Source organism: Streptomyces sp. a15, from assembly GCF_059026085.1.
In genome coordinates this window covers 234,233-250,302 of the sequence record NZ_JBWLKM010000004.1, presented here as the reverse complement: position 1 = coordinate 250,302, position 16,070 = coordinate 234,233, and the positions used below count along the sequence as shown (strand labels likewise).

Annotated in this window: 16 protein-coding genes; 8 read left to right on the top strand and 8 right to left on the bottom strand. The window is 70.6% G+C overall.

What is annotated here, in order from left to right:
- Position 1: 1 nt before the first annotated feature.
- Genes AC5P09_RS07065 through AC5P09_RS07055 form a run of 3 tightly spaced genes read right to left on the bottom strand, consistent with a single transcriptional unit; the run spans position 2 to position 2,747 of the window.
- Entirely contained in the window at positions 2-571 is a 570-nt protein-coding gene (locus AC5P09_RS07065) for a hypothetical protein (protein ID WP_493872961.1), read from the bottom strand.
- Positions 568-2,004: a sensor histidine kinase gene (locus AC5P09_RS07060; RefSeq protein WP_493872960.1), complete on the bottom strand. Its 1,437-nt coding sequence runs from the start codon at positions 2,002-2,004 to the stop codon at positions 568-570. Before AC5P09_RS07060 ends, AC5P09_RS07065 begins: the two co-directional genes overlap by 4 nt.
- 50 nt (positions 2,005-2,054) lie before the next feature.
- Positions 2,055-2,747: a response regulator gene (locus AC5P09_RS07055; RefSeq protein WP_266449415.1), complete on the bottom strand. Its 693-nt coding sequence runs from the start codon at positions 2,745-2,747 to the stop codon at positions 2,055-2,057.
- 139 nt (positions 2,748-2,886) lie between these two features.
- Between AC5P09_RS07055 and AC5P09_RS07050 the strand changes: the two genes are divergently transcribed.
- Entirely contained in the window at positions 2,887-3,771 is an 885-nt protein-coding gene (locus AC5P09_RS07050) for a DUF3152 domain-containing protein (protein WP_493872959.1), read from the top strand.
- Positions 3,772-3,780: 9 nt separating this feature from the next.
- Here the strand turns inward: AC5P09_RS07050 and AC5P09_RS07045 are convergent, their stop codons facing one another.
- Genes AC5P09_RS07045 through AC5P09_RS07035 form a run of 3 tightly spaced genes read right to left on the bottom strand, consistent with a single transcriptional unit; the run spans position 3,781 to position 6,826 of the window.
- Complete coding sequence (locus AC5P09_RS07045; protein ID WP_493872958.1) at positions 3,781-5,061, bottom strand: ABC transporter substrate-binding protein; 1,281 nt, start codon at positions 5,059-5,061, stop codon at positions 3,781-3,783.
- On the bottom strand, positions 5,061-5,894 hold the full coding sequence (locus tag AC5P09_RS07040; protein ID WP_493872957.1) for a carbohydrate ABC transporter permease: 834 nt from the start codon (positions 5,892-5,894) through the stop codon (positions 5,061-5,063). The genes AC5P09_RS07045 and AC5P09_RS07040 overlap by 1 nt, the downstream gene beginning before the upstream one ends.
- The gene (locus AC5P09_RS07035; RefSeq protein WP_493872956.1) at positions 5,891-6,826 is read right to left on the bottom strand and encodes a carbohydrate ABC transporter permease; all 936 of its coding nucleotides are present in this window, start codon (positions 6,824-6,826) and stop codon (positions 5,891-5,893) included. The genes AC5P09_RS07040 and AC5P09_RS07035 overlap by 4 nt, the downstream gene beginning before the upstream one ends.
- Positions 6,827-7,038: 212 nt before the next feature.
- On the opposite strand from AC5P09_RS07035, the gene AC5P09_RS07030 reads away from it, so the two are divergent.
- The 4 genes from AC5P09_RS07030 to AC5P09_RS07015 all read left to right on the top strand — a co-directional run bounded on the left by AC5P09_RS07030 (position 7,039) and on the right by AC5P09_RS07015 (position 10,495).
- On the top strand, positions 7,039-7,902 hold the full coding sequence (locus tag AC5P09_RS07030; RefSeq protein ID WP_493872955.1) for a phosphotransferase enzyme family protein: 864 nt from the start codon (positions 7,039-7,041) through the stop codon (positions 7,900-7,902).
- 112 nt (positions 7,903-8,014) lie between these two features.
- A complete protein-coding gene (locus tag AC5P09_RS07025) occupies positions 8,015-8,662 on the top strand; it encodes an RNA polymerase sigma factor (protein ID WP_493872954.1) in 648 nt (215 codons plus the stop codon).
- The gene (locus AC5P09_RS07020; protein WP_493872953.1) at positions 8,659-9,219 is read left to right on the top strand and encodes a hypothetical protein; all 561 of its coding nucleotides are present in this window, start codon (positions 8,659-8,661) and stop codon (positions 9,217-9,219) included. Before AC5P09_RS07025 ends, AC5P09_RS07020 begins: the two co-directional genes overlap by 4 nt.
- Before the next feature lie 100 nt (positions 9,220-9,319).
- Positions 9,320-10,495 (top strand): acyltransferase family protein, encoded by a 1,176-nt coding sequence (locus AC5P09_RS07015; protein ID WP_493873009.1) that lies wholly within the window; start codon positions 9,320-9,322, stop codon positions 10,493-10,495.
- 37 nt (positions 10,496-10,532) lie between these two features.
- Here the strand turns inward: AC5P09_RS07015 and AC5P09_RS07010 are convergent, their stop codons facing one another.
- Positions 10,533-11,441, bottom strand: coding sequence for a LysR family transcriptional regulator (locus tag AC5P09_RS07010; RefSeq protein ID WP_493872952.1), 909 nt, complete (start codon positions 11,439-11,441; stop codon positions 10,533-10,535).
- Positions 11,442-11,496: 55 nt separating this feature from the next.
- Entirely contained in the window at positions 11,497-12,822 is a 1,326-nt protein-coding gene (locus AC5P09_RS07005) for an RNA-guided endonuclease InsQ/TnpB family protein (RefSeq protein WP_493872951.1), read from the bottom strand.
- Between the two features lie 23 nt (positions 12,823-12,845).
- On the opposite strand from AC5P09_RS07005, the gene tnpA reads away from it, so the two are divergent.
- The 3 genes from tnpA to AC5P09_RS06990 all read left to right on the top strand — a co-directional run bounded on the left by tnpA (position 12,846) and on the right by AC5P09_RS06990 (position 16,036).
- Positions 12,846-13,274: an IS200/IS605 family transposase gene (gene tnpA / locus AC5P09_RS07000; RefSeq protein WP_493872950.1), complete on the top strand. Its 429-nt coding sequence runs from the start codon at positions 12,846-12,848 to the stop codon at positions 13,272-13,274.
- A 53-nt stretch (positions 13,275-13,327) separates the two neighbouring features.
- Positions 13,328-14,881, top strand: coding sequence for an IS1182 family transposase (locus AC5P09_RS06995; RefSeq protein ID WP_493872949.1), 1,554 nt, complete (start codon positions 13,328-13,330; stop codon positions 14,879-14,881).
- Positions 14,882-15,028: 147 nt separating this feature from the next.
- The gene (locus AC5P09_RS06990; protein WP_493872948.1) at positions 15,029-16,036 is read left to right on the top strand and encodes a DMT family transporter; all 1,008 of its coding nucleotides are present in this window, start codon (positions 15,029-15,031) and stop codon (positions 16,034-16,036) included.
- Positions 16,037-16,070: the final 34 nt, after the last annotated feature.

Below are 16,070 nucleotides of genomic sequence, written 5' to 3'. Positions count from 1 at the left end.
GTCATCCGTCGGAACAGCTCGTGCCGGTCCCCTTGATCTGTCGGCCGCGTGGGCCCGTGACGGTCACCGGCAGCGGTTCGGCCCCTGGGTCGGCCACGCGCTGGGCCCCGAGGGCCGTGCAGATCAGCTGGTCCGCCGCGAGGCCGGTCACGTCCCCCATCGCGGCGGTCAGTTCGATCGACACGCGGTCGTCCGTCGCCGTCACCTTCACCAGGTCGGCCGTACGAACCTCCTGCGGCACCGCCACGGGGCCGTCCGTGGCCGGGGCGGCCGGGACGGCCGTCGGCAGGAGCCCCGGCAGCGGCAGCAGCGTGCTCAGGCGCTTGACGCGTTCCGCCTCGGTCGGGCCCTGGAGCAGTACCTCCACCGCCGACTCGACGTCGACCGGCGCGACGGTCCTGCGGGGGACCGCGACCAGAGTGCCGCCCGCCACGAAGTAGACGCGGATCGTCGGCACCACCCCGCCGGCGGGCCCGCCCGCCTGCACCACGCCGGTCGTGGGGATGCCGCAGGAGGCGAGCGCGCACAGCGCGGGAACGGCCAGCAGCACGGCTCGGCGCAGGGTCCTCACTGTCCGCTCCCTCGGGTCGGCTCGTCCCGCCGCAGCGGGAGTTCCACGGTGAAGACCGCGCCGCCCTCCGGACGGTTCGCCGCCCGGACGGTGCCGCCGTGCATCCGGACGTTCTCCGCCGCGATGGCGAGGCCCAGGCCGCTGCCCTCGGTCCGGGTGCGGGCGGTGTCCGACTTGTAGAAGCGTTCGAAGACGTGGGGCAGCACGCTGTCGGGGATGCCGGGCCCGCTGTCCAGCACCTCGACGACGGCGATCCGGCCCTCGCCCTCGTACAGGCGCAGGTGGACGGGCCGGGCACCGTGCCGCAGGGCGTTGCCGACCAGGTTCGCGACGACGACGTCGAGGCGGCGCGGGTCGACCCGTCCGCGCAGCGCGTCGGGCGGGGGCAGGCGGACCTCCACCAGGTCCGTCCAGGCGCGGGCGGCGAGCGTGCGCCGCAGTGACTCGGCGAGGTCGATCTCGTCCAGGTGCAGCACCGCCGCTCCCGCGTCGAAGCGGGAGATCTCCATCAGGTCGTCCACCAGCCGGGCCAGTTTCACGGTCTCCTCGCTGATCAGCCGGACCGCGGTGGCGGTGTCGGTGTCGAGGTGGGCGGCATCCTCGTCGAGGACGTCGGTGACCGCGGACATGGCGGCCAGCGGGGTGCGCAGTTCGTGTGAGACGTCCGCGGCGAACCGGCGGGCCCGGGCCTCCATGCCGCGCAGTTCGGCCACCGACTCCTCCAGGGCGGCGGCCGTCTCGTTGAACGTGTGCGACAGGTCGGCGAGTTCGTCGGAGCCGTTGACGTCGAGCCGGGTGTCCAGCCGGCCCTCGGCGATGCTGCGGGTGGCGCGGCGCAGTGCGCGCACCGGCCGCAGCACCCCGCGGGCGGCGAGCAGCGCGAGCAGCACGGCGAGGCCGAGGGCGGGCACGGTGGCCCGTTCGACAGCGGTGACCAGGGCGTCGACGTACGCCTGTTCCGTGGTCTGCGGCACGGCCAGGAACACCTGGACGCCGGACGCGGGCCCGGTCGCGGCGGTGCCGGCGGTGAAGGTGACCGACATGCCGACGACGAGGGAGGTGTGGTCGCCGCTGTCCACCCGCTGGAAGACGGTGGCCGTGCTGGAGTTGACGGCCGCTCGCAGGGCCGGAGTCAGCTCCTCGAACGGATCGTTTGGAGCCGAGGTGGCGCTCAGCCCGCCGTAGGCGACCAGCACCCGCCAGGTTCCGGCGGGTTCGGCGCCGGCCACGGAGGCGGCGAACCGGCGCAGTTCGAACTCGCCCGGCGGAACGCCGAGTTCGGGGGCGAGCCGGTCGACCTGGGTCCGCAGCAGCTTGATCACGGTGTCCTGGCTCTGCTGGAGCACTCCCGTGCGGGCCTCCCGGAAGGTCAGGGCACCCGTGGTCCCGGCGGTGAGCGCGGCGACCAGCGCGAACGCCACCACCAACCGCATGCGCAGACCGCGTAGTTGGGGCGCTCTGACCCGGGTTCCCGGCAGCCGCCTCACCGGGACGCGAACCGGTAGCCGAAGCCGCGCACGGTCTGGATGTAGCGGGGCTCGCGCGAGGGTTCGCCCATCTTGGCGCGCAGCCGTTTGACGCAGGCGTCCACCAGGCGCGCGTCGCCGTGGTAGCTGTGTTCCCAGACCGCCTCCAGGAGTTGCTGCCGGCTGAACACCTGGCCGGGCGAGGCGGACAGGGTGAGCAGCAGCCGCAGTTCGGACGGGGCGAGCGAGACCGGCGCGCCCTGCCAGGTGACCGAGAGGCCGGCCCGGTCGACGGCCAGGTCCCCGTACGTGTCGATCTTCGGTATGCCACCGTCGGCGGGCGCCCCGGCCGCCCGGCGCAGGACGGCACGGATACGCGCCGCCAACACCCGCGCCTGCACGGGCTTGACCACGTAGTCGTCGGCTCCGGCTTCAAGGCCTACGACGATGTCCTCGTCGTCGCCCCGCGCGGTCGCCATGATGATCGGCAGCGTCTGGTCCAGGGCCCGCATCCCCCGGCACACGTCCAGGCCGGGCATGCCGGGCAGCATCAGATCCAGCACCACGACGTCCGGCCGGAAGGACCGCAGCCGCTCCAGCCCCTCCTCGCCCGTCTCGGCGGCGGCGACGTCGTGGCCCTGGCGGCGCAGGGCGAGCGCGACGCCCTCCCGCACGGCACGGTCGTCTTCGATCAGCAGAACACGTGGCATGCACCCAGTATCCGCAGGCCCTCCACATGCCCGGGACTCTGTTACCGGATGATCACATGAGACTCCAACGGGAGCCCGTTATCGCTTCGTTACCGTCCGGGCCAGATCCCATCACATCGCGGTCACAGCCTGAACGACCATGACCGCGTACCGAGCAACCCCGTCCCGCACCCGCCGCCGTAGGAGCGGCCGCGCGCACGCCTCCGCGCGCGGGCGGAAGGGACCACTGTGGGGAGGACTGGCCGCGCTGACCCTCCTCGGAGCCACCGGATTCGCGGCCGTGGGATGGACGTCCGCGGACCGGGGAGGGGCCGGGACCGGGGGCGACTCCGCCGCGCGGGACGAGCCCACCGGGCGCGCGACGTCCAGCCCCGCCCAGCCCAGTCCTTCCATCAGCCCGTCCGCGAGCCCGTCCGTCAGGCCGTCGAGTCCCTCCGCCGGCCCTTCCGAGCCGGTCATCCCGGCCACGGGACCGGGCACCTTCACGACCGCTCCCGGCGGGAGCGCCAAGGTGGGGAAGGGGACGGCCCTGCGCTACCGGGTCGAGGTCGAGGACGGCCTGAAGCTGTCCGCCGCGGCGGTCGCCGAACAGGTGGAGGGCATCCTGGCCGACCGGCGCGGCTGGACGGCGGACGGCCGCTCGGCGTTCCAGCGGGTGTCGGGCGGCAGCACCGACTTCGTCGTACGCGTCGCGACACCCGGGACCGTGGACACGATCTGCGGTCAGTACGGGCTGGACACCGGCGGCGAGGTCAACTGCAGCGTGGACAAGAACGTGATGGTCAACCTCAAGCGGTGGGAACTGGCAACGCCCGTCTACGCCAAGGACGTGACGTCCTACCGGGCTCTGATCATCAACCACGAGGTCGGCCATTTCCTCGGGCACGGTCATGTCACCTGTCCCGGCCCGGGCAAACCTGCTCCCGCGATGATGCAGCAGATCAAGGGCATGCACGGCTGCGTGCCCAACGTCTGGCCGTACGACGCCGAGGGGCGGTACGTCACCGGCCCCGCCGTTCCCTGAGCGGGGGGCTCAGCGCTGGTACCGGGCCAGCACCAGGTTCCCGTCCTCCTCCAGGCGTTCGCGCAGTTCGCCGAGCCCGATCGCGCCGCTGTAGTACTCCTGGAAGGCGGGCGTGGCGACCTTGTCCTTCCACTCCGGGTAGCCGCGCACGGACTGCGCGGGCGCCGGGCGCAGGTGCGCCGCGAGGGCCGTGCCGGTGGCCCAGCCGTCCTTCGCGGTGTGCAGGGCGGGGTCCTTCAGGGCCTGGGTGCCGGTGGGCAGCATCCAGTCGCCCAGGGCCAGCCGGACCATGTTCCGCGGCCGGAGCAGGAAGTCGAGGAACGCGACGGCCTCCTTCTTGTGCGGGCTGTCCTCGGCGACGGACAGGGTCTGCGGGCTGACGCCCTGGGTGAGTCCGTCGGCACCGGCCGGGGCGGGCAGTACCTGCCAGTCGAAGCCCTTCGGTGCCTGCTGGACGATCTGCTGGCGGTAGGAGAACCCGAGCGGGACCATCGCGTACTTGCCGCCGAAGAAGCCGGGCAGGGTGTCCGAGCCGCCGCTGCCCAGGGTGGTGGGCGAGGCGCTGTGGTCGGTGTTCGCCTGGTCGTGGATGGTGCGTGGCACGGTGTGGTCCGCCGGCTCGAACCGGATCGTCACCTTGCCGTCCGAATCCCGGTGGAAGAGCTGTCCGCCCGCCGACAGCGACAGGTTGAGGGTCGCGGAGACGGGCTCCTTGAGCGGCCAGGCCACGCCGTACGTGCCGTCCCCGCTGAGCTGCTCGGTGATCCGCCGGAACTCCGCCCAGCTCCACGGCTGTTCGGGCGTCGGAATCCGGACGCCGGACTCCTTCAGCCACTTCGCGTTGGCGATGAGCACGCGCGGCTCCTGGAGGAAGGGCACGCCGTAGACGCCGTCGCCGAAGGTCGCCGTGTCCCAACTGCGCTGCGGGATGTCCGACTTGAGACGCTCGGGCAGCAGGTCGGTCAGATCGGCGAGATAGCCGCCGTACGCGAAGTCCGCGAGGTCGTCGGAGGCGTCGTGGATGATGTCGGGTGCCTCGCCGCCCTCGAAGGAGGTGAGGAGCTGGTCGTGGACGCTGTCCCAACTGCCCTGGACGTACTCGACCTTGACGTCGGGATGGGCCGCGTTCCACTCCTTCACCAGTTCCTGGTTGACCTCGATCGACTCCTGCTGCCAGGCGAGGGACTGGAAACGGAGGGTGACACGACCGTCCGAGGACGTACTGCCGCCGCCGGTGCAGCCTGCCAGCAGCAGGGCCAGGGCGAGGACACCTGCGAGTTTGATGCGCATCAGCTCTTCACCGCCCCGGCGAGCATGCCGCCCGTGATCCGCCGTTGGATGATCGCGAAGACCACGAGTGAGGGAAGGGTGGCGAGGAAGGCGGCGGCGGCCAGCGGGCCGAGGTCGGCGACGCCCTCCGCGCCGATGAAGTGGGTGAGGACGACCGGCAGGGTCTGTTTCTCGGGTGTCTTCAGCAGCACCAGCGCGAAGAAGAACTCGTTCCACGCGGTGATGAAGGCGAACAGCCCCGTCGCCACGATCCCCGGCGCGAGCAGCGGCGCGGTCACCGACACCAGCGTCCGCACCCGCCCGGCCCCGTCGACCGCCGCCGCCTCCTCCAACTCGGCGGGCACGGCACGGACGTATCCGACGAGCATCCACAGCGCGAACGGCAGCGCCCACACGACGTACACCAGGACCAGTCCCGCCAGGGAGTTGATCATCCCCAGGTTCTTCAGCACCAGGAACAACGGGATGATCACCAGCACGAGCGGGAAGGCCTGGCTGACCACGACCCAGCCCGTCGCGGCCTTCGCGAGGCGGGTGCGGCGGCGGGCCATGACGTAGGCCAGCGGGGTCGCGATCAGTACGGCGACCAGGGCGGCGCCGAGCGCGGCGAGGAGGGAGTTGCCCGCGGCGCGCAGCAGCGGCTGTTCGTCGAAGGCCTGCCGGAAGTTGTCGAGGGTGGGGTCCTCGGGGATCCAGGAGGGGTGCAGACTGCCCAACTCGCGCGGCGACTTGAAGGCCGTGGAGACCAGCCAGAGGAAGGGGAAGGCGAGGAAGACGAGATAGGCGAGCAGGGCGACGTACTGGCCGACCCGGCCGCCGGTGCTGGTCCTCATGTGTCGTCACCTCCCCTGAGCCGGCCCACCAGGAAGAGGGCGAGGAGCACCGAGATCACGGCGACCATCACGCAGCCCATCGCCGCCGCGTAGCCGAACTGGCCGTAGCGGAAGGCCTCTTCGTAGGCGAAGAGCATGGGCAGGCGGGTGCGGCCGCCGGGGCCGCCGCTGGTGAGGACGTACACCAGGGCGAAGGAGTTGAAGTTCCAGATGAAGTTGAGAGCGGTGATCGCGAGCGCGACCGGCCTCAGGGCCGGCCAGGTGACCGTCCGGAAGCGGCGCCAGGCGCCCGCGCCGTCCATCGCGGCCGCCTCGTGGAGCTCGCGCGGGGTGTTCTGCAGACCGGCGAGCAGCGCGACGGTCGTCTGCGGCATGCCGGCCCAGACGCCGACGACGATCACCGCGGGCAGGGCGGTGCCGAGGCCGCTGAGCCAGTCCCGGCCGTCGCCGAGGCCCAGGTCGCGCAGGGTCTCGTTGAGGACGCCCGCGTCCGGGTTGTAGACGAGCCGCCACATCACGCCGACCACGACCTCCGGCATGGCCCACGGGATGATCGCGAGGGCGCGGGCCAGCCAGCGCAGCCTCAGCTCCTGGTTGAGGAGAAGGGCGAGGCCGAGCGCGAGCAGGAACTGCGGGACCGTCACCCCCACCGCCCAGACCAGGCCGATCCGGAACGACTCCCAGAACAGCGTGTCGTGCAGCAGGTCCCGGAAGTTGAGACCGCCGATCCACTGCGTGGGCTGAGTACGGCCCGACTGCGCGTCGGTGAAGGCCAGCAGGATCCCGTAGAGCAGCGGTCCGACGCTCAGCACCAGGATCGGGATCAGCGCGGGCAGCACCAGGAACCAGGCCCCGTGGTCCGGCGGCCGCCGGACCCCGTCGGCGCGTGGCGCCCCCGGCGCCGACCGCTTCGTCGCGGTCACCAAGGTCACGTGATCGGCTCCTTCGCGCGGCTCACGACGGGAATCTGTCGGACAGGCCCTGGGCCCGGTGGGCCTCCGTCATGGTCGTGAAGGCGGTATGCACCGTCAAGGCAGCGCGCACACGGTCCTACCTGTGCGAATGCGAGACTGGCCGGAGGATGGCCGGATCGCGACGCCGGGTGCGGGAGCATGCGGTCGAAGACGGACAGGGAGGCGGACGGATGGACGAGGCACGGGCGCGGGAGGTGCTGGCCGCGGCGGATGTGCTGCCCGGCCCGGCGCGGGACGCACAGCTGCTCGCCCTCGGCGAGAACGCGGTGTTCGCCGCCGGTGACCTGGCCGTGAAGGTGGGCCGGGACGCCGAACTCCTCGACCGTGCGCGCCGCGAACTGGACATCGCGGCGTGGCTCGAGGAGGCGGGCGTGCCCGCGGTACGGGCCGCCGAGCCCACGGCGCTCCTGGTCGAGGGACACCCGGTGACCGTGTGGCACCGGCTGTCCGACCCCGTACGGCCCGCCGAACCCCGGGATTTGGCCGAATTGCTCCGGTCCGTCCACGCCCTGCCCTCCCCCGGCTTCACCCTGCCGCCCCGCGAACTGCTGGACGGCGTGGAACGCTGGCTGCGCCTCGCGGGCGACGCGATCGACCCGGCCGACGCGGCGTATCTGCGTGAGCGGCGCGACGGATTCGCCACGGCGGCGGCTGCGCTGGTGCCGCATCTGCGACCGGGGCCGATCCATGGTGACGCGCTCCCCCGTAACGTCCATGTCGGGCCGGACGGGCCGGTGCTGGTGGACCTGGAGACGTTCTCCGGGGATCTCCGGGAGCACGACCTGGTGGTCATGGCGCTGTCCCACGACCGCTACGGCCTGCCGACCGAAGCGTACGAGTCCTTCACCGAGGTGTACGGCTGGGATGTGCGGGAGTGGGAGGGGTGCTCGGTGCTGCGGGGTGCTCGGGAGACGGCGAGCTGTGCGTGGGTGGCCCAGCATGCGCCGAGCAATCCGAAGGCGCGGGAGGAGTTCGAGCGGCGGGTGGCTTCGCTGCGGGACGGGGACGAGACGGTGCGGTGGTATCCCTTCTGAACTGAGCGCCACGGACGGATGGTCTAGGTCCCCGGGCTCCTCTGTAACGCTTTTCGCGTCCCGCCCCAAGAACAAGTGAAGGCAGGGAGCCGCCGACGAGAAGGGGACATCTGTGGATGACGCGGAACGGTTACGGGGTGGGCCCGCCGCGGCGGTACGTGACCCGCGGCTCTTCGAGGAGTTCTACCGGCGCCATGTGGACGCGGTGATGCGCTTCGTGGCCCGGCGCGTGGACGACCCCCACACGGCGGCCGACCTGACGGCCGAGATCTTCCTCGCCGTCCTCGACTCGGCCCACTCCTACCGGCCGCGCCTCGGCAGCGAGACCGCCTGGCTGTACGGCATAGCGCGCAACGTCGTCTCGTCGGAGCGCCGCCGGGTCGCGAGGGAGACCGAACGCGATCTGCGCATCTCCGGGCGGCGGTTGCTGGAGCCCGACGACATCGCCCGTATCGAGGACAAGCTCGACGCGGAGAGCCCCGGGCGGCACGTCCTGGCCGCGCTCGCGCGGCTTCCCGAGGGCGAGCGGGCCGTCATGGAACTGATCGCGGTGGACCAGCTCACGGTCACCGAGGCCGCGGCCGCGCTGGGCATCCGCCAGGTCACGGCCCGGGTCCGGCTGCACCGGGCCCGCAAGGCGCTGCGGGAGGAGACGGACTCCGGGACCGCGGAGCCGAACCCCGCGGCCGTACAGGCAGGTTCTCCGGGAACGGAGGCGCCGGACACATCGCTGCTGTACGTCGCGAGGGGGGAAGCATGAGCACGCGGACGACGTTCGAGGACCGGCTGCTGGACGAGCTGAAGAAGGAGATCGGGCAGCGCGAGCCGAAGGCTCCCGTGCGCCCCCTGTTCGCCCCGCGCCGGATCGCCGTGGTCGCGGCGGCCTGTGCGGCGGCCTGGCTCGCCACGGTGACCGTGCCCGGGTCGCCGGCCGACTCCACGGCATTCGCGGTGGAGCCCCGCGGCGACGGCAGCGTCATGGTCACCGTCAAGGACCAGAGCATCAGCACCGAGGCCCAACGCGAGCTCGCGGGGAAGGTGCGCCACTGGGGCATTCACGTGACCGTCGACGTACTCGCACCCGGCTACGTCTGCGAGCGCAGCAAGGTCACCCCTCTCGTGGGGATCGACAAGCAGGGCAACCGTGTTCCCATCGTCCCCTTCAAGGCCGGCTGGGACGTCGCGCTGCGTCCGGGCAACGTGCTGGCCTTCGAGAACACCCGGGGTGTTTCCCGACCGCGCGCGGTCGAGATCTACAAGACCAGGGCCGAGGCCGAGCCCTGCGTCCCGACGAAGATCGTCCTGCCGGACGACTAGTCACATGGAGCCCTTACCCTTCGTTTCCGCCGCCCCGAAGTCATCACTTTCTGCAATCGCACGATTACGTCTCGCTGTCACGACGGCCGGTCCGTCGCGACTGGGATGGCTGGACGCCTTGCGCGGCCTCGCGGCACTCGTCGTGGTCTTCGACCACTCGTCGTACACCTTCATGGCGGACTTCCGACGGGAGGTGATGCCGCAGTTCAACACCAGCCGCTACGGCATCATGGTGTTCTTCCTGGTGAGCGGCTACATCATCCCCGCGTCGCTGGAACGCCGGGGCTGCGTCCGGACGTTCTGGATCGGACGGATCTTCCGGGTCTACCCGCTGTGGGCGGCTGTCGTCACGGTGCTCCTCGCCCTCAATCTCCTGGGCGTCGCGGAGCTGCGGGACTTCGGTGGACAGAGCGCCGCCACGGTGACTGTCGCCCACGCCACCATGCTCCAGGAGCTCCTTGGCACACCCAATCTCCTGCTCGTCCTGTGGACGCTCTCGTACGAGATGGCCTTCTATCTGCTGGTCGTCGCCCTCTTCACGGTCCGGCTGCACCAGCGGTCCGCGGCGACCGCCGCCGTCCTGACCGTGCTCGCCGCCGTGAGTGTGGCGGCCGGGGTCGTGCGGCCGGCCTCCGCCCTGTCGGGCATGGTCGGTACCGGTCCGCTGATCACGTTCGCCTCGATCGCCATGATGGTCGCCATCTGCTGCGCGAGCGCCGGATCGCGGGTGCTCCAGGTGTGCGGGGGTGTGGTGGGCGGGCTGCTCGGGCTCGTCCTGGTCGCGTGCAACGGCACGGTCCCGCTGTGGGAGGGTCTGGTGATCCTCGCCGTGATGTTCCTCGGCACCGCGGTCCACCGTGCCGAGAACGGTCGGACCACCTGGCGGTACGCGGCAGGCACCGCCGTCGTGGTGGTCGCCTGTGCCGTGGGGAGCGCGTACCGGTACGGCGACGGTGACCACTTCACACGGCGCGGCTGGATCGTGGCATTCCTGCTGGCCGTGCTCACCTTCGGCGCCGGGCTGGCGTGCCGTCGCCGACGCGTTCCGCGTCTGCTGACCGGGCTGGGAACGATCAGTTACTCGGTCTATCTGGTCCATCCGGTACTGCTGGCGGTGATCGACAGCACGGTCGGGCGACGGCGGCAGGACAGTCTCGTGCTCGAAGTGGCGTTCTTCGTGGCGCTGTTGCCACTGTGCGTGGTGACTCATCGGTACGTCGAAGTGCCGAGCCGGAGGTGGGGGCGCGGTTTGGCGGGGCGGGTGCGGCCACCGTGACTGTCCCTGGAAACCGCCGCGTGTTCCCCGCGCCCCTTTACGCGGTCACCTGTTCCTGGATCGTTCGTGCTGCTCGGCCTAGTTCCGTCAGGACTGTGCGGACCGCCTTTCTGGCCGTGCGCTCGGGGCGGTACAGGGCGTCGATATGGCGTCGGGCTTGCACACCGCTGAGCGGCCGCAGGACCAGGGCCGGGTGTCGGCGGGAGGTCCAGCGGGGCATCAGGGCCAGGCCTCCGCCCGCGGCCACCGCCTCCGCCGCCACCGAGAACTCGTTGATGGTGTGGGCCAGGTGGAGCCTTCGCCCCGCCGCCGCGGCGATCGCCTCGATGGTCGCCCTGACCGGGAAGCCCTCGTGCACGGCGATCCACGGCTCGTCGGCCACGTCACCCGGGGTCACCCGCCGCTTGGCGGCGAGCGAATGGTCGGCGGGCATGGCCACGTCCAGCGGCTCCCGGAGCAGCGTCGTCACGGTCACCGCGCGCGGCCACGGCGGGGCGTGCTCCAGACGGTGGGCCAGCACCACGTCGTACTCCCGGGTCAGCCGGGGGAAGTCGTCCTGCGCGACGTCCTCGTCGGCGAGCGCGAGCACCGGATGGCCCGGGCCTGCGAACGCGCGCAGCAACACCGGGAAGAACGCGGCGCCCGCGCTGTGGAACGCCGCCACCGACACCTCGCCGTCCGGCCGCCCCACGAACTCCTCGACCGTGTGCCGGGCGCGCGCGAGTGCCGTCTCCACCTCGATCGCCGCGCCCGCCAGCGCCTGCCCGGCGTCCGTGAGCACCAGCCGCCGCCCTTCGCGCTCGGTCAGCGGTACGGGGATCGAGCGCTGCAACAGCCGCAGCTGCTGCGAGATCGCCGACGGTGTCACCAGCAGCGCCTCGGCGACCGCGGTGACGCTGCCCAGTTCGCCCAGCTCCCGCAGGATCCGCAACTGCCGTTCGTCCACCCCCTCAGTTTGAAGTGCTCTCCCCCTTTCGCAAGCTCAGGAGGGAGATTCCCGCTTACTTTGCAGCAGCGGGCTTGACGCCACGAGTGCGCCTGACGACTGCTCTCCCAGCAGCCGGGATAACCACGGTGTGGCCGATCCGGTACAGGTGCAAGATGTTCCGGGCCGCGTTGTGGTCGGCGTTGCCCGACCATCCGCAGTCCGGGTTCTTGCATACGAACGTGGCCTGGTCCTCCCGGCTTTTGGGCGTGATGAAGCCGCACGCGGAAGACCTGCGGGAGGTGTTCGGAGCGGGAACCTTGACCAGGGTGCCGCCGTATCGGCCGGCCTTGTACGTCAGCAGTGTCACGGTGCGGCCCCATGCTTCTTGGCTGATGGAGCGGTTCAGACCGGACTTCTGAGCGACGTTCTTCCCCGGCTCGTCGATGGTTCCCCTGGCGGACTTGACCATGTTCGTGATGTTGAGCTGTTCCACCACGACCGTGCCATACGTACGGGCGAGGTTCGTGGTGGTCTTGTGCTGCCAGTCAGCGGCGCGGCGCGTGGCTGTTGCGCGGAGCTGCTTGATCTGGTCGTAGGTGTTCCGCAGCCGGTTCGAGCTGCGCTCTTTCGGCTTGCGGAAGCTCTTGCGGTGCGCGGCCCGCTGCTCCAGGCGAAGCAGCTTGGCCTTCTCACCCGGGTTCAGCCACTTGTCCCGGTCGGCTGTGCCGTCCGGCAGGCGGGGCGGACGGCCGTGGTCCTGGTGGTTGCCGTCCGACAGGGCGAGGGGCAGGTTCACCCCGGCGTCGATGCCGACCTCAAGGCCGGTGTGTGGCTCGGGGGCCGGTTCGAGGGTCTGGACACGGAAGGCGATATGCCAGCCGAGCGCGTCCTTGACGAGCCTGGCCCCGGTGATCCGGTTGTCCTTGTTCGCGGCCTTGCCGACCGGGAGATCCTTGGTCCAACGGAAGCGGACGCGGCCGATCTTGGGGATGTTGACCACGCCCCACCGGCGGTGCACCCGATTGATCTGCAAGTCCCGTCCCTGCGGGATGTCCACGGACATCACGGTGCGGATGCGGGCCTTGAAGCTGGGTTCCCCGGCCCGCCCGTCCCAGCAGTTTTTCCACGCCTGGAAATAGGTCTTGAGGACCGCTTGCGCGGCCTGCGCGGGCAGGACACCGAGCCATTCGATCTCTTTGTGGGCCTGGCGTATCGCCTGGTCCAGGCGGGACAGGGACCGCTGGCACTTCGGCGTCATCGTCCACAGATCGTGCACCAGGTTCCACGTCGTGCGAGCGGCATGGGCCTGGTCATCCATGAGCCGAACCTGCGCAGGGCTCAGCGCCAGTCGGGCACGGTGCCCGAACTGCCGCTTCTCCCGCATGAGTTCGCTACCCATGATCGATAGCCTAGCATAGGTTTATGTCACCGCGATGGAAGCCGAATCCTGATGTCAGGCGTGGTCGTCACGTCGTCCACAACCTTCATGTCCACTTGGTTTTTGTCACTAAGTACCGGCGCAACGCCATGACCGACGAGATACTGACGCGCTGCGAAGAGATCATGCGGGAGGTCTGCACGGACTTCGAAGCCGAGCTGAAGCAGTTCAACGGCGAGCAGGACCATGTGCACCTGCTCGTGCACTACCCGCCCAAGGTCCAGCTCTCCAAGCTGGTCAACAGCCTCAAGGGCGTCTCCGCCCGGCTCCTGCGCAAGGAGTACGACGCACACATCCGCCGCTACCTGTGGGGTGGACACTTCTGGTCCGGCTCCTACTTCGCCGGAAGCTGCGGCGGAGCACCGCTGACCGTCGTCCGCCAGTACATCGAGAACCAGAAGCGACCCACCTGACCGTCACCCCCAAGACGCAGAGAACTCCGGCGCTTCGCGCCTCCGGGCCAAGGATGCGCTTCACCTTTGAGGACGAAGCGTTCGCCGGGGCATTTCCCGCCCGGGGCCGCCCTGCCGTGTCGCCCGGGGCGCTGGCGCTGGTGTCGGTGCTGCAGTACGCGGAGGGGCTGACTGACCGGCAGGCCGCTGACCAGGTGCGGGCCCGCATGGACTGGAAGTTCCTGCTCGGCCTGGAGTTGGACGACCCCGGGTTCGACCATTCCGTGCTGAGCACGTTCCGTACCCGTCTGATCGAGCACGGACTCGAGCACAGGACGCTGGAGCTGGTGCTGGACCGGCTCCGTGGGCTGGGGCTGGTGCGGGCCGGCGGCCGGCAGCGGACCGACTCGACGCATGTCCTGGCGGCGGTGCGGACACTGAACCGGATGGAGTTCGTCGGCGAGACGCTGCGCGCCGCGCTGGAGGCGCTGGCGGTCGCGGCCCCCACGTGGCTGTCCGGCCTGGTCACAGCCGAGTGGGCAGAACGCTACGGGCCGCGCGTGGATGACTACCGCTTCCCCAAGGGCGAAGAGGTCCGGGAGGAATGGGCCGGGCAGGTCGGACGGGACGGATTCTTCCTGCTGGAAGCGGTCCACGCTCCCGCGGCCCCTGGCTGGCTGCGCGAGATCGACGCGGTGCAGGTGCTGCGACGAGCCTGGATCCAGCAGTATCACCGCGACGAGAAGGGGGTGCGCTGGCGGGAGGGCAAGGACCTCCCGTCGGTTCATCACCGGTTGTGCTCGCCCTATGACACCGACGCCCGCTACGGAATCAAGCGCGGCTCAGGCTGGACCGGCTACAAGACACACCTGACCGAGACCTGCGAACCGGACGCACCTCACGTGATCACACAGGTGGCCACCACCGACGCCGTCGTGGCCGACACCGAGATGACCGAGCCCGTCCACCAGACCCTCGCCGACCGCGCGTTGCTGCCGGACGTGCATGTCGTCGACGCCGGATACACCACCGCCGCACTGTTCGTCTCCGCACCCAGGAACCACAACATCGAACTGCTCGGCCCCGCCCCGCACGACAGCAGTCTCCAAAGTCGGCAGAACCAGGGATTTTCACGGTCTGACTTCATCATCAACTGGGACACGAAATCCGCCAACTGCCCAGGCGGACAACGCAGTTTCGAGTGGTGGGAACAGAAGCACCACCGCAACGGAACCCCGGTGATCAAGGTGTTCTTCTCCGCCGGGCACTGCGGCCCCTGCCCAAAACAGACGCAGTGCACCAAGCCCCCATCCGGCCGCCGGGGCAGAGGCCTGACCTTCCTGCCGCGCGAGCGATACGAAGCCCTCGAAGCCGTCCGCCGGGCCCAGGACACCGACGAGTGGAAGGACCGCTATGCGATCCGCGCCGGGGTTGAAGGCACGATCTCCCAGGCGGTACGCGTCACCGGAATCCGCCGCACCCGCTACCGCAACCTGTCCGCAACTCGCCTCGGCCACGTCTTCGCCGCCACCGCGATCAACATCATCCGCATTGACCGGTGGCTGGCAGGCACCCCACTCGGCGGCACCCGCACCTCCCGCCTCGAAGCCCTCATGCTCGCGGCCTGACAGCCCGAATCACGCTTTTACCAGCAGAGTCCTAAACGACGGAGCACCGCGCAAGATCAGAGGTAGAAGGACTCTGTAGGATCGCTAAAAGATCGTTTTAGAAGGTGGCTCTGGGCTTCAGTGACCTCGCCGGTGCACGGTAGGCGGGTGTCCGACGCCCGCCGTACCGATGCGGTACTCCTCCTGGTCGCGCTCGTCTGGGGCTCCAGTTATCTGTCCGCCCAGACCGCCACCGCCGCCCTCCCCGTCCTGGTCGTCCTCTTCGCCCGGTACGCCCTCTCCGCTCTCGCCTGTCTCGGCCTCGTGGCTGTCCGCGCGGGGTCACGGCACGGCTCCCGACGCGGCTCCCGACGCTGGACCCGCGACGAGCTCCGGGTCGGTGTGCCCCTGGGCGTCACGCAGGCCGCCGTCCTGGTCGTGGAGACGTACGGCGTCGCCCACACCACCGCCGCCAACGCGGGGCTGATCATCAGCCTGACCATCGTCCTCACCCCCTTCCTCGACCGCACCGGTCACCCCGGGGGCCTGCCTCCCGCCTTCTACGCCGCCGCCGGCGTGTGCGTCCTGGCCGTCGGACTCCTCATGTCCGGCAACGGCTTCCACGCGCCTCGCCTCGGCGACCTGCTGATGCTGGCCGCGGCGTTCGTCCGGGCCGCCCACGTGGCACTCGTCGGCCGGCTCACCGCGGGCCGGGCGATACGCCCCCTGCACCTGACGACGGTGCAGACCCTCGTCGGCTCGGCCCTCTTCCTGGCACCGGCCGCCCGGGAGCTGCCGACCCTGGCCCGCACCGACGCCGCCACCTGGACGCAGCTCCTCTATCTCGCCCTGTTCTGCAGCGTGTTCGCCTTCCTCGCCCAGACCTGGGCCGTGCAGCGCACCTCCGCCAGCCGGGCCAGCCTGCTGCTGGGGACCGAGCCGATCTGGGCCGCGGCGGTGGGCATCGCCCTCGGCGGCGAGCACCTCACCCCGCTCACCGGCCTCGGCGCGGCCCTGATGGTCGCCGGTACCTACTGGGGGCAGGCGGTGGAACGCGCCCACCGGGCCGCCGACCTGCCCGGCCTGCCTCCCCTGCACAAGACCGAAGTCCAACCCACCGAAGACGACACCCCATGGCCGACCTCACCGCCAGCCACGACACCTACGACCGTCTGATCTCCCTGCTCGACACCTCCCCGCGTCGACTACC